This is a genomic window from Stenotrophomonas sp. YJH_SMC_46 (assembly GCF_059370315.1).
The window spans coordinates 631,820-644,463 of record NZ_JCAFTO010000002.1 but is presented as its reverse complement, the minus strand read 5'-3'; the positions used below and the strand labels follow the sequence as shown (position 1 = coordinate 644,463).

Annotated in this window: 15 protein-coding genes; 6 read left to right on the top strand and 9 right to left on the bottom strand. The window is 65.1% G+C overall.

The features are described 5' to 3' along the window. Window positions 1-61 precede the first annotated feature (61 nt). Window positions 62-400, top strand: coding sequence for a hypothetical protein (locus tag AC5P8C_RS07985; protein WP_005414449.1), 339 nt, complete (start codon window positions 62-64; stop codon window positions 398-400). A gap of 154 nt (window positions 401-554) precedes the next feature. Here the strand turns inward: AC5P8C_RS07985 and AC5P8C_RS07980 are convergent, their stop codons facing one another. The 5 genes from AC5P8C_RS07980 to frmR form a co-directional block, all read right to left on the bottom strand. Next, entirely contained in the window at window positions 555-2,000 is a 1,446-nt protein-coding gene (locus tag AC5P8C_RS07980; RefSeq protein WP_019662083.1) for a GGDEF domain-containing protein, read from the bottom strand. Between the two features lie 142 nt (window positions 2,001-2,142). Continuing rightward, window positions 2,143-2,973: an S-formylglutathione hydrolase gene (fghA, locus tag AC5P8C_RS07975; RefSeq protein WP_495218537.1), complete on the bottom strand. Its 831-nt coding sequence runs from the start codon at window positions 2,971-2,973 to the stop codon at window positions 2,143-2,145. Window positions 2,974-3,036: 63 nt separating this feature from the next. Beyond that, window positions 3,037-3,396: a YqcC family protein gene (locus tag AC5P8C_RS07970; RefSeq protein ID WP_019662085.1), complete on the bottom strand. Its 360-nt coding sequence runs from the start codon at window positions 3,394-3,396 to the stop codon at window positions 3,037-3,039. An 8-nt stretch (window positions 3,397-3,404) separates the two neighbouring features. Further along, entirely contained in the window at window positions 3,405-4,514 is a 1,110-nt protein-coding gene (locus tag AC5P8C_RS07965; RefSeq protein WP_019662086.1) for an S-(hydroxymethyl)glutathione dehydrogenase/class III alcohol dehydrogenase, read from the bottom strand. Window positions 4,515-4,573: 59 nt separating this feature from the next. After that, a complete protein-coding gene (gene frmR / locus AC5P8C_RS07960; RefSeq protein ID WP_005411009.1) occupies window positions 4,574-4,849 on the bottom strand; it encodes a formaldehyde-responsive transcriptional repressor FrmR in 276 nt (91 codons plus the stop codon). A 187-nt stretch (window positions 4,850-5,036) separates the two neighbouring features. Here frmR and AC5P8C_RS07955 point away from each other — a divergent pair, with 187 nt between their 5' ends. Further along, the gene (locus AC5P8C_RS07955; RefSeq protein WP_019662087.1) at window positions 5,037-5,456 is read left to right on the top strand and encodes an Imm70 family immunity protein; all 420 of its coding nucleotides are present in this window, start codon (window positions 5,037-5,039) and stop codon (window positions 5,454-5,456) included. Between the two features lie 10 nt (window positions 5,457-5,466). Here AC5P8C_RS07955 and AC5P8C_RS07950 read toward each other — a convergent pair whose 3' ends face one another. Next, on the bottom strand, window positions 5,467-6,372 hold the full coding sequence (locus AC5P8C_RS07950) for a LysR family transcriptional regulator (RefSeq protein ID WP_019662088.1): 906 nt from the start codon (window positions 6,370-6,372) through the stop codon (window positions 5,467-5,469). Between the two features lie 130 nt (window positions 6,373-6,502). On the opposite strand from AC5P8C_RS07950, the gene AC5P8C_RS07945 reads away from it, so the two are divergent. Continuing rightward, window positions 6,503-7,606: an alkene reductase gene (locus AC5P8C_RS07945; protein ID WP_019662089.1), complete on the top strand. Its 1,104-nt coding sequence runs from the start codon at window positions 6,503-6,505 to the stop codon at window positions 7,604-7,606. Window positions 7,607-7,656: 50 nt separating this feature from the next. On the opposite strand, the gene AC5P8C_RS07940 is transcribed toward AC5P8C_RS07945, so the two are convergent. Next, window positions 7,657-8,334 (bottom strand): SMI1/KNR4 family protein, encoded by a 678-nt coding sequence (locus tag AC5P8C_RS07940; RefSeq protein WP_019662090.1) that lies wholly within the window; start codon window positions 8,332-8,334, stop codon window positions 7,657-7,659. Between the two features lie 114 nt (window positions 8,335-8,448). Between AC5P8C_RS07940 and AC5P8C_RS07935 the strand changes: the two genes are divergently transcribed. Continuing rightward, window positions 8,449-8,865 (top strand): VOC family protein, encoded by a 417-nt coding sequence (locus AC5P8C_RS07935; RefSeq protein ID WP_026347277.1) that lies wholly within the window; start codon window positions 8,449-8,451, stop codon window positions 8,863-8,865. Window positions 8,866-8,877: 12 nt separating this feature from the next. Here the strand turns inward: AC5P8C_RS07935 and AC5P8C_RS07930 are convergent, their stop codons facing one another. After that, entirely contained in the window at window positions 8,878-9,573 is a 696-nt protein-coding gene (locus AC5P8C_RS07930) for a DAPG hydrolase family protein (RefSeq protein WP_019662092.1), read from the bottom strand. A gap of 76 nt (window positions 9,574-9,649) precedes the next feature. On the opposite strand from AC5P8C_RS07930, the gene AC5P8C_RS07925 reads away from it, so the two are divergent. Both AC5P8C_RS07925 and AC5P8C_RS07920 read left to right on the top strand, forming a co-directional pair. After that, window positions 9,650-10,312 (top strand): TetR/AcrR family transcriptional regulator, encoded by a 663-nt coding sequence (locus tag AC5P8C_RS07925; protein ID WP_495218536.1) that lies wholly within the window; start codon window positions 9,650-9,652, stop codon window positions 10,310-10,312. Between the two features lie 132 nt (window positions 10,313-10,444). Further along, window positions 10,445-11,479, top strand: a complete 1,035-nt coding sequence (locus AC5P8C_RS07920) for a DUF7832 domain-containing protein (RefSeq protein ID WP_495218535.1) — start codon at window positions 10,445-10,447, stop codon at window positions 11,477-11,479. Window positions 11,480-11,652: 173 nt separating this feature from the next. On the opposite strand, the gene AC5P8C_RS07915 is transcribed toward AC5P8C_RS07920, so the two are convergent. Beyond that, window positions 11,653-12,537 (bottom strand): LysR family transcriptional regulator, encoded by an 885-nt coding sequence (locus AC5P8C_RS07915; protein ID WP_019336462.1) that lies wholly within the window; start codon window positions 12,535-12,537, stop codon window positions 11,653-11,655. Window positions 12,538-12,644: the final 107 nt, after the last annotated feature.

Sequence of the window (12,644 nt, the reverse complement as noted above, 5' to 3'; positions counted from 1 at the left end):
GAATCTGCACATCGATTCCACTGCGGTTGTGCCAGTCTTGCCGCACTTCAAGGAGAACGCCATGCCTGCGCAGTACCACATCAGCCTACCCGACCCGTCCAAGGCCCGTGGCAATGACCCTGACCTGTCCTTCCACTCGCAGGGCGCCGCCGGTTTCGCCGAAGAGCTGCAGGATGCCCTGCGCAGCGGCACGCTGTTCGAGCGCTGGAAGGCCAAGCAGCCCGACCCGGACGCGGTGGAACCGCAGTGGGGCGTGACCGATCCGGACGCCACCGTGACCGGCGAGCAGAAGGACCTGCGCATCAACCTGGTGGCCACCACCCGCATCGACAGCGATGTGTTCAAGCAGCGCCTGCGCCTGCTGGCCGGCAGCCACTGGGAACTGCGCGACGTGCGGTGAGGCCACGCCGGCACTACCCAGCGCGATGTCGCTGGACGGGTGGCACGCCCAACAGGCTGGTTCTGTACGACCAGCGGCGAACCGGATTGGCCTGGCCGAACAGGATGAGGCGGTTTGGCGGCAATGGGCAGCAGCGCGTGACGGGCGGGTCCGCTCAGCAGTCCATCGTTCCGTGCGCGTTGCCCTCGTCATCCAGCACGTGTGCGTGCAGGACCACCTGGTTGCGGCCAGCCCGCTTGGCGGCATACAGGCCGGCATCGGCGTCTGCCAGCAACTGATCGGCACTGGCCAGCGCCGGCGGATGCAGGTAACCCACGCCGACGCTGATGCTGACCGGGCCTTCCGGCAATGGCAGCGCTTCGACCGCTTCGCGCAGCCGCTCGGCCAGCGCCAGCACGCCCGACAACGGGCTTCCGGGCACAATGACGGCGAACTCTTCACCGCCATAACGCGCAACGCTGTCACCGCCGCGACCGGCTATGGCCTTCAGCACCCCGGCCACCGCCTGCAGGCAACGATCACCGGCCGGATGGCCGTGCTGGTCGTTGAAGGCCTTGAAGTGGTCGATATCCACCAGCAGCAGGCCAAGCTCGGTGCCGCTGCGCCGTGCGCGATTCCACTCGGACGTCAGCCGTGCGTCGAATTCACGGCGGTTGGCCACGCCGGTCAGGCCATCCTGCCGCGCCAGTTGATCCAGTGCTGCCTGGCGTTCCAGAAGATCAGTCTGCAGCAGGACGCTGCGCAGGCCGAAGCCAAGGGTGGCTACGACGAAGCCCGCAACAGCCAACGGCCGCGCATGATCGACCACCAGCGTGCCGACCACCAGCAGCAGCAATGGCAGGATCATCGGACCAGCGGCCTGCACCGTCCTCGCCAGCCGCGGGTGTGCCGCAGTGCCTGTGTGCGGCGCCGTTTCCAGCGCCAGGCAGGCGATCAGCAGAAAAGGTACGTCGATCAGCAGATCGTTGAACGCACCGAATGCATCATCGGAGGTGTAGTGGTTAATGTAGTAGGCCACCAGCAGATAGGCCAGTGCGTACAGCGCCAGTGCGCGGAAGAACCTGCGCCGTTCGGGCACGTCGCCGGCCAGCCATCGCACCACGGCGAACGCGGCGATACACAGGTTCTGGATGTCGAACATGCGCTGCATGTTGGACATCGCATGGGCGTCGACCTCGACACGGGCGGCGAACGATGCGGTGTGCACGAAGAACAGCACACCCAGCAGCGCCGCCATCGCCGCGTCGATCAGGCTGATGCTCGGGCGCTCGCGGCGTGCCCGGGCCAGGATGAACACCAGCGGCACGCCATACAGCACGTACAACAACAGGCTGATGCGTGGGGTGAAGTCAGCCCGGCCGGCGCCCAGCGCATCCACCATGTTGGACGTCATGCCACCGGCCCACAGCAGCAGTGCCATCGCGGTAGAACGCCAGCCCAGAGCGGCGCGGTCACGTTGCGCCCGCACCAGGCACGCGGCGGCGGCCAGCAGCGGTGCGCCGGTCAGGAACAGGAAAGAGCCCACGCCCGCCGGGCTCGGCCAGAACGCCACGGCCAGCCCATGGCAAAGCACGTACAGCAGCGCCATCACTACCGGCATGCATCCCCCCGATCCGCAAGGCCGTATGGCCGCACCATAGCGCGCCGGCATGCCACAGCGGCGTGATCCACTGCGGCAAAACGACACTCCGCGTGCGCCACCATGGTAGTGCCGGCCGCTGGCCGGCACCACCGGAACGCGCTCAGCCCTGCAGGGCGCGGGCGTGGTGGGCGATGTGCTCGCCGATGAAGCTGGCGATGAAGTAGTAGCTGTGGTCGTAGCCCGGCTGCAGACGCAGGGTCAGCGGATGGCCGGCGGCCGCGCAGGCCTGCTGCAGGCGCTGCGGCTGCAGCTGGGTCTGCAGGAACTCGTCCGCCTCGCCCTGGTCGACCAGCAGCGGCAGGCGCTCGTCAGCCATAGCGATCAGCTCGCAGGCATCCCATTGCCCCCAGTCGGCCGGGTTGTCGCCCAGATAGGCATGGAAGGCCTTCTGCCCCCACGGCACGTGGCTGGGCGCGACGATCGGCGAAAACGCCGACACGCTGCGATAGCGCCCGGGGTTGCGCAGCGCGATCAGCAGCGCGCCATGGCCGCCCATCGAATGGCCACTGATCGCGCGCGCATCGGTGACCGCGAAGTTCGCCTCGATCAGCGCCGGCAGCTCCTGCGCCACGTAATCATGCATGCGGTAGTGCTCCGCCCAGGGCGCACGGGTGGCGTTGAGGTAGAACCCCGCTCCCTTGCCGAGGTCGTAGCCTTCGGCATCGGCCACATCATCGCCGCGCGGGCTGGTATCCGGCGCAACGATGATTACTCCGTGCTCGGCTGCATAGCGCTGCGCACCGGCCTTGGTGATGAAATTCTGCTCGGTGCAGGTCAGGCCGCTCAGCCAGTACAGCACCGGCAGCTTCTGTGTTTCCACTTGCGGTGGCAGGTACACGGCGAACTGCATGTCGCAGCCCAGCGTGGTCGAATGATGGCGGTACACGTCCTGCCAGCCGCCGAAACAGGCGCGGTGTTCAATGCGTTCCATGGTGCTCTCCTGCGCGGCGCGTCAGCGCACGCGTGCTTCTGGTAGATGCCGACCTTGGTCGGCTTATCCACGCCCGGCGTGGATGCCTTGGCTGATCAGTTCATCCAGCTGTGCCAGCAGGCGCAGCAACGATTCGACGCCAGGCTGGCCGTCCAGGTTGCGATACGCCGCCACCGCCACGTCGCTGCGCGGTGGCCACTGACCGTCGGCGCGGGCCTCGTAGAGGCGCGGCAGAAATACCTGCGCAAGCCACTGCTCGAACGGCATGCCATCGTCGCTGCCGAAGGCCGAAGTCACCGCACGCGGTGGCCCCACCTCGCCGTCGACCCAGCCCAGCGCGCGCAACGCCTGCTCGATCGGCGCCACCAAGGCCGCGCGCGGGTCTTCCGCACGCGGCCGGCGCAGGGCATCGAACCAGCCCATGACGCGGCTCAGTAATGGACCACCGAACGGATCGACTTGCCTTCATGCATGAGGTCGAAGGCGTCGTTGATCCTGTCCAGGTCCATGGTGTGGGTGACGAACGGCGCCAGTTCGATATCGCCCTTCATCGCGTCCTCGACCATGCCCGGCAGCTGGCTGCGGCCCTTGACGCCACCGAAGGCGGTACCCATCCACTTGCGCCCGGTCACCAGCTGGAACGGGCGGGTGGAGATCTCCTGCCCGGCACCGGCCACGCCGATCACCACGCTCTGGCCCCAGCCACGATGCGCGCATTCCAGCGCCGCGCGCATCACGTTGACGTTGCCGATGCACTCGAAGCTGTGGTCCACACCCCAGGTGGTCATTTCCACGATGACCTGCTGGATCGGCTTGTCGAAGTCCTTCGGGTTGATGCAGTCGGTGGCGCCGAATTCGCGCGCCAGTTCGAACTTGGACGGATTGGTGTCCACCGCGATGATGCGGCCGGCCTTGGCCTGGCGCGCACCCTGGATCACCGCCAGGCCGATGCCACCCAGGCCGAACACCGCCACGCTGTCGCCTTCCTGCACCTTGGCGGTGTTGTGCACCGCGCCGATGCCAGTGGTGACGCCACAGCCGAGCAGGCAGACGTGTTCCGGGTTGGCGTCCGGGTTGATCTTCGCCAGCGAGACTTCGGCCACAACGGTGTACTCGCTGAAGGTCGAGCAGCCCATGTAGTGGTACAGCGGCTCGCCGTTGTAGCTGAAGCGGCTGGTGCCGTCGGGCATCACGCCCTTGCCCTGGGTGGCGCGCACGGCCACGCACAGGTTGGTCTTGCCGCTCTTGCAGAACAGGCATTCGCCACACTCGGCGGTATACAGCGGAATCACATGGTCGCCCGGCTTGACGCTGGTCACGCCCTCGCCCACTTCCACCACGATGCCGGCGCCTTCATGGCCCAGCACCACCGGGAACAGGCCTTCCGGGTCATCACCGGACAGGGTGAACGCATCGGTGTGGCAGACACCGGTGTGGGTAATCTTCACCAGCACTTCGCCCTTCTTCGGCGGGGCGACGTCGATCTCGACGATCTGCAGCGGCTGGCCGGGACCAAAGGCGACGGCGGCACGGGATTTCATGGGTGGACTCTCCAGAGACAGGCAATGACAGGATGGGCGGCGCCATGTTGCGCCGTCGTTTACTTCAGGTACGAGCGGATCAACGCGCTCATGTCGCGCACGCGTTCGGCGCGTTGTTCGTCGGAGGCGGCGGGCTGGCCGAATTCCTCGCGCAGATGGGCCTCCATCACCTCGGACATCAGGCCGTTGACCGCGCCACGGATGGCGGCGATCTGCTGCAGCACCGGCCCGCAGTCGGCGCCGGCTTCCAGCGCGCGGTCAAGCGCATCGCACTGGCCGCGGATGCGGCGCACGCGGGCCAGGACCTTCTTCTTCTCTTCGGGGGAGTGCGGCATGGCGGGCCAGTTCGGAACTATACTGGGGGATAGTATACATGCGTATTGGCAAAGTGACGGAAATGGCATCTCCCGCCTCCGCAATAGTGCCGTTGAATCTTTTCATATCAATCAATTACAGCAATTTCGCTTCTACCGTTCATGCATCGGGGCATGCTGTAGGATCGGCAGAATCAGGAACCAGACAATGGGTGTTGGCATCCAACTCGGGCGCATCACCGATGAGATCGGCAGTGGCGCGTTTCTCCATGCCTTCTTCTCGACCATATCCGGCAACCTGGAGCCGAATGGCTGGGGAAGTCGATTCCCAATCCTCTTGAATCAGCTATACGCCGGCAGACTGCAGCAATCAGATGCTGCCGCCGCGCTGGCCGAACTACATAGGGTCCGCCGAGAGCTGGCCGAGCTTGCGCCAGCCCGTGTCATATGGTCGTTCGAGGATAGAACCCAGCGTCCACCGTGGGGAGACGATATCGCTGGCGACATCGACAGCCTGGCGACCTACTTCGTCACCTCACATGGGCACGATCTGATCGCGCTTCTGGCCGAGGTGTTTGAAGCACTTCAGGAAGGCGAAGACACGTCCGCCCGGATCATCAACTACTGATGCCCTACGCTCAATCAAACACGCCCTGAGCCGCCAACCGCGCCAGCTCATCCACCACGTAGCGCACCTTGGGCCGCAGGTGGCGGGTCGGTGGCCACAGCGCATGGATGTCGATATGCCGCTGCATGTGCGCATCCAGCACCGATTGCAGCGCCCCGGATTCCAGATGACGGCGTACCAGTGAAACGGGCATCTGGCAGATGCCCAGCCCAGCGATGGCCGCATCGATCACCGCGTCACCATCGTTGAGCTGGTAGGTCGCATTCGGGATGAACGTTCCCTCGACATCGTCCCTGCCGATCCGCCACGCCACCGGCTGGCCGTGGCGGAAACCAACGACGCTGCGGTGCTGCGCCAGATCCTCCACGATGGCCGGCACGCCATGCGCCTGCAGGTACTCCGGCGATGCGCAGGTGACCAGTCGTTGGCGACCCAGCCGGCGCGCGACCAGATGCTCGGCCTGGTGCAATCCGCCGAAGCGGATCAGCAGGTCGATGCCCTCTTCGACCGGATCGACGAAGTGATCGGTGAAGGTCATCGTCAGTTGCAGGTCCGGGTATTGCCGGCACAGGCGCAGCAGCACCGGCAGCACCACCAGGCGCCCGAACGAGGATGGCATGTCGATGCGCAGCCGTCCGCTGGGCAGGCCGGCCGACCCCAGGCAGGCCTCGGCGGCGGAGATTTCTTCCAGCGCCGCCGCACACGATGCGTAGTACGCCTCGCCGTCGGTGGTCAGCGCGATGCGCCGCGTGGTGCGGTGGAACAGGCGCACGCCCAGCCGCGCTTCCAGCCGGGCGATGGCCTTGCCCACCGCCGAGCGTGAGATGCCCAGCGCGTCGGCAGCCTCGGTGAAGCTGCCTGAGCGGGCCGTGGTAACGAACGTGACCAGGCCATTCAATGATTCCAGCGGCAGCATCTATCGCGCTCCATTGGGGACAAATAGTCCCGCACCCAGGGAGATCGAAGCGCTTTATGCGCCTGCATGTCAACTCCATTCTGTGTGCATCGCGCCGCTGGCGCCTCCTCCCCGCACCAAGATGACCGACATGACCGCCGCCCTGTTCCGCCCCTTCGATCTGGCAGGCATCGCCCTGCGCAACCGCATCGTGATGGCCCCGATGACCCGCGCCCGCAACCCCGGCGCGGTGGCCAATGAACTCACCGCGCAGTACTACCGGCAGCGCGCCAGCGCCGGCCTGATCATCAGTGAAGGCACCCCGGTCTCGCCGCAGGGCCAGGGTTACATCGACGTGCCGGGTATCTGGTCGGCCCAGCAGGTTGCCGGGTGGAAGCTCGTCACCGAGGCGGTGCATGCCGCACAGGGCACGATCTTCGCCCAGCTCTGGCACGTCGGCCGCATGTCGCATTACTCGCTGCAGCCCGACGGTGGTCAACCGGTAAGCGCCGGTACCCGGCCGGTCGCCAGCGCACCGAAGAACACCTCGTTCGTCTATCTGGACGACGGCAGCCGCGGCCACGCCGATCCCACCCCGGCACGTGCGCTGGCCACCGAAGAGATCCCCGGCATCGTCGACGACTTCGCGCGCGGCGCCGACAACGCCATCGCCGCCGGTTTCGATGGCATCGAACTGCATGCCGCCAACGGCTACCTGTTCGAACAGTTCCTCAACCCGCTCATCAACCAGCGCGAGGACCGCTATGGCGGCTCGCTGCCCAATCGTGCGCGCTTGATCCTGGAGACCGTCGATGCGATGACCCAGCGCATTGGTGCGCAGCGGATCGGCGTGCGCCTGGCGCCGAACAACCTCACCTTCGACATGCCGTTCTACCCCGACAACGAGGCCACCTACCTGTACCTGGCCGAGGAGCTGGGCACGCGCGGCCTGGCCTATGTGCATCTCAACGACAACCTGCAGGCGGGCCAGTCGGTGCTGGGCGAGGTGTTCCTGCGGCAGTTCAAGCAGGCCCACGGCGGCACCGTCATCCTGGCAGGTGGCATGACCCGCGAACGCGCCCTGCAGCTGGTCGAAGCGGGCACCATCGACCTGGCCGCGTTTGGCCAGCCGTTCATCGCCAACCCGGATCTGGTCGAGCGCCTGCAGCGCAACGTCGCGCTGGCCACGCCGGACCGCAGCACCTATTACGGGGGCGGCGAGGCAGGCTACCTCGATTACCCGGCCGCAGGCTGATCCCGCACGGTGTCGGATCCCCGCCGCCGGCGGGGCTCCGACCCATGTCCTCAGGCATCCTCGCGCACGTACGCGAACGACTCGTCCAACCGCTCGCAGCCGATCACTTCAACGACGATGGCCTGTGCGTCGTCTTCGCTGATGTTTCCTTCTTCAATATCGTCAACGCGGGCAAACAGCTGCTGCAACGCCGCGTACTGGTCGTCGCGAAGGAAGGAGTGGTGGGACTGCAACCAGCGCTGCAGATTGCCGGCCAGCTCGCCGTGCGACAGCAGCGTATACGGCGCTTGGTAGTCGGCAACGGCTTCGACCATCTTGCGGAACAGGAAATCCTGGTAGTTGGCGGCCAGCACATCGGCACGATCATCGTCATGCCACACCAGCACGACGGGGGGCTCGGCAAAGCCGGGCGCGTTGCTCCAGAAGCAGTAGCTGTCACCCGCGCCGGTCCGCGCAAAAGGCAGCAGTTGCAGGTCTGTGCGCAGGGGATTGTAGTGGTCCTCGGCGGTCAGCTCCTGCCACGCCTCCAGCAGCTCGTCGTGTTCCAACGGCTCGTAGTCCTGGGCGTACAGCAGCACCGGCGGATCCGCCTGCAGCGTCGGGAATACCACCTCGGACCATTCCGGATGGGGAGCACCCCAACTCAACCGACCCGCTGCATGCAACTGCTTGAACAGGGGCGGGAAGGACTGGCCGGTGGCCTGTTCGATGCCGGATAGCGCGCTCATGGATGTCCTTGTCGATAGAGACCGCCCAGCTTGCCCGAATCCGCGCAGGAGATGAACCGGCCACAGCACGCGGCAGGACTAGACTGCGACCACCGGATGCCACCCATCGCTGCCATGAACGCCACTGCCCACAGCTTCATCGTCAACCTCGACGTCCCCGACCTGGCCGCCGCCGAAGACTTCTACATCCGGGCCTTCGGCCTGCGCATCGGCCGCCGTCTCGGCCCGGGTGCCGTGGAGCTGCTCGGTGGGCCAACGCCGCTCTACCTGCTGCACAACGACGCCGGCAGCGCCGCCACCGAAGACGGCGACGTGCGCGACTACGAGCGCCATTGGACGCCGCTGCACCTGGATTGGGTAGTGGATGACATCGACGCCGCGCTGGTACGTGCAGTCGCAGCCGGAGCGACGCTCGAGCAGTCCTTGCGCGAGCGTCGCTGGGGACGCATCGCCGTGCTGGCCGATCCGTTCGGCCACGGCTTCTGCCTGATCCAGTTCAGTGCTGAAGGCTACGACGCGCTGGTCGAATGACCGTTGCACCACTCACCACGGCAAAGGCACTGCCTCGCCATTGGCACGCTCGCCGTAGTACAGCGACGGCAGCAAGCGCGAGAGGAAACTGAACTCCGTATAGCAGTGCTTGAGCAGGCCCAGGCCGACCGCATCGCCGGCCTCGCGGTGCGGATCGGCGCTGTCCAGGCCGAGCACGAAGCGGCTGCGCAGCACACAGCCAAACGGCGTATCACGCGCCACGTGCAGCATCTGCCCGTCGCAGGGATCACCGTTTGCATCCAGGCGGACGTGGTCGCCGAAGCCGATGCGCGCGGCAATCACCGCCGATACATCGCCTGCATCCTGTGCCGCCTGCAGGCGCTGGGGCACCAGCAGCGTGCGCGGGTCATGGAACTTCAGGCGTGCCGCCACCGGCGGAATGTCGGCCAGCGATTCCACCGCATGGATGCTGGCACCGTGGTAGCTGCGCCCGCGCTGCCACGCCGCGTCCCAGCCGCGATGCTCGACATGATCGACCGGATGCCACCAGCGGATGTGCTGGGTGGTCTCGAAGAAGGTGAACCACCAGTCCAGCATGCGGCCCTTGCAGCCGTGCAGATCGGTACGCACCGCCACCAGCAGGGTGCCGTCTTCGCGGCGCTGGATGCCGGTCTCCAGGTGCATCGGCGCCGGGTCGAGCAGATCGTGGTGGTCCAGCCAGGCGCGTGCGTTCACAGCGGTATCCATCGGGGTCTCCTGCGGTGTTGGGAGACCCGACAATACGGAAACGTTATTCGTTTCTCAATTAGCCGGTTGCGGTAAGATGGGCACAATGAACAGCACGACCCTGTCCGAGTCCACAACGCCGACCCGCCGCCGCGGCCGCCCTGCGCGCCCGGAGGCGGAAGTCCGCCACGCGGTACTGCAGGCCACCCTGGAGCTGCTGCTGGCACAGGGTTACGAGGCCACCACCATCGAAGCGGTGGCGGCGCACGCCGGGGTGGCGAAGAAGACGGTGTATCGCCACGCCAGCAATCGCGAGGAACTGGTTGGGCTTGCGGTGCGCGAATGGACCGACGGCTTCGCGCCGCAGCTGCAGCGCGATGCGCACGGTGCCGACGAGGTGCTGCCGTTGCTGCAGGACATCCTGCAGGCGGTGTGCACGCAGGCACTGTCGGCGCAGGCGGTGCAGGTGTTCCGGCTGCTGGCTACCGATTTCCCCGGCAAGGACGCGCTGCTGCAGGCCTATCTGGACAATGGCATCGAACGCGGCCGAGCGCTGCTGGCTGACTGGCTGGCGCGGCAGCAGCAGCGCGGGCTGCTGCGCGAGGGAGATCCTGTTCGCATGGCGCGATTGCTGCTGGCGATGGCCGTGGCCGAGCCGCTGCGCGAACGCGTGATCGGTGTAGTGGCCGAGGATGCACCGGTAGACGTGCACCTGCTTGATTGCGTGGCGTTGTTGGCGCCGGTGTTTCAGGTGCCGTAGTCAACCAGTAAGCCGCAGCTGTGTACCACGCATTCAGACGAAGTGGCCTCGCGGGGCTCTTTGCAATTTCTTGTATGGCCTACTGGAAAGACTGAAGGGACTATCCATGATCGATCTCTTCGGCGCGATCACATGCGATTACTCTTTTCCGAACTCTGTAATCTCCTGGGACAACGAATCGATAGCGATCCGGTCCTCTCCATCGCCGAACGTATTGGCGCGAAGACACCGAAACCAACCTCCTTCGCATACTCCAACTCTATTGGCGAAATGTCTCACCGCCCCACGGATCTGGAAATCAGCTGGAATCACGAGATTCTCGCACCCGCGTACTACCCACCCCGGAAATCAGGCCGCAACTTCGTCTGCTGGGTGGATTCAATCTGGTTTGACCCGTCAACAGTAGACAACCTGCCATTGCAGTTGTCTCCGACCTCCGTCGCTGAGGATCTGGTTGAAGTGGCTCCTCAACTCATTGTCGAGGATATGTCCAAGAGAACGGCGGCGATGCTCACATCTCGTCCAGACTGCATGCTTGTTCTCCCAAGCACTCCCCGGCGGTGGCAGATCAAGCTTGCACAGATGCACCGCTACTCCTTGCCAAGCCATGCTGCCGTCGGAAATGATCGTCCAGAGCAGAATGACAATTCAGACAGGTGGAAGTACTGGGATCAAGCTACTGCGTTTTTTCTCTACTGGTGCATTCTCAGAGGCTTCGCAAGCGAACGCCACACTCGTGATCACAGTGAAGAAATCCAGGACTTAAATCAACACCGCATGTCCGTGGTGGATTACATCCGTGAAAACTGTTTTGAAGGCGAACTGTGGAGCTGGGATATCCGCGAACCCGTGCGCCATTTTTCCTACATCTACTTTCATGCCCTCTGCAATCGCAACTCAGCACATCCTGGAATTGGAAGACCGGACAGGTGCCATCCCAACGATGACCTGAGCGCAGTGATGGACTACCTGTCCAAGTGCGGGGGCCCCAACGTAGACGACGAATGGCAGCTGTTTCACCAGTTCTCAGAGATGTTGGACGCACGCTGGAATGACTACCTTCTGACAGGGCTTCAGACAGAAGTAAGCCGCCGCCGGGCCGTCCAGCTCACAGCAATGTATAGAAAGATGGTGGACAACCTCTCCGCGAGTTCTGAACTGTCGTAGAAGTCCAAGTGTTCATCGGCATCCACGGTATCCACGCGCTGTGCGGAGACTTCTGGATAGCCATCCACGCATGGCGTGGATCTACCACGACATCCATGCGTTGCGGGGGTCAACATATGCATGAGGCGTTGGTCAGTAGATCCACGCCATGCGTGGATGCGATCCACCACGATTCACTCGCGCAGCATATCCACGAACGCGCGCAGCGCACCGGGCATCTGCCGCTGCTTCGGGTAGTACAGCGCGAAGCCGGCGAACGGTTCGCTCCAGTCTTCCAGCACTGCCACCATCTGGCCGGATTCGATATACGGCCGCGCCGTGTCTTCCAGCACGTAGGCCAGGCCGATGCCATCAAGCACTGCACCCACGACGGTGCCCTGCTCACTCAACGTGAGCCGGCCCGGCACATCGATCTCCAGCGCTTGCCCGCTACGCTCGAACTGCCACTTGTAGAGATGCCCGCTGGCGAAGCGGAAGCGGATGCATTCGTGTGCCGCCAGGTCCCGCGGATGCTGTGGTGCCGGGTGTCGCCGCAGGTAGTCCGGCGAGCCGACAATCAGCCCGCGCAACGGTGGCCCCATCGGCACCGCCACCATGTCCTCGGGCACGAACTCGTGCAGGCGCACGCCGGCGTCGTAGCCCTCGGCGACGATGTCGACCAGGCCATCGTTCTCGGTGAGCTCCACCCGCACGTCGGGGTGAGCGTGCAGGAAGCGCGCCAGTCGCGGCCCCAACTGGGTCGGTACCGCCGCGCGGGTGGCGTTGATGCGCAGCAGGCCGGCCGGGGCGGCACGGAACTGGTTCATCTCTTCCAGCGCGTCATGCACCTGGCCCAGCGCCGGCTGCAGGCGCTCCAGCAGGCGCTGCCCGGCCTCAGTCAGGGCCACGCTGCGGGTGGTGCGATGGAACAGGCCAACCCCCAACCGTTCTTCCAGCGCGCGGATCGCATAGCTCACTGCCGAGGTCGACAGCGCCAGCTCGGCACCGGCGCGGCGGAAGCTGCGGTGGCGGGCGACCGCGGCAAACGCGGCCAGGTGGGTGAGGTTGTCAGTGGCCATGATTGTGCAGTTCCACTTGATGAATCATGCCGATATCCGCGATTCCTGCCGCTGGGAACGGGGCGTATTGTAAAACGCCTTTCGATAAACCCTGCCAAGGATTCCCC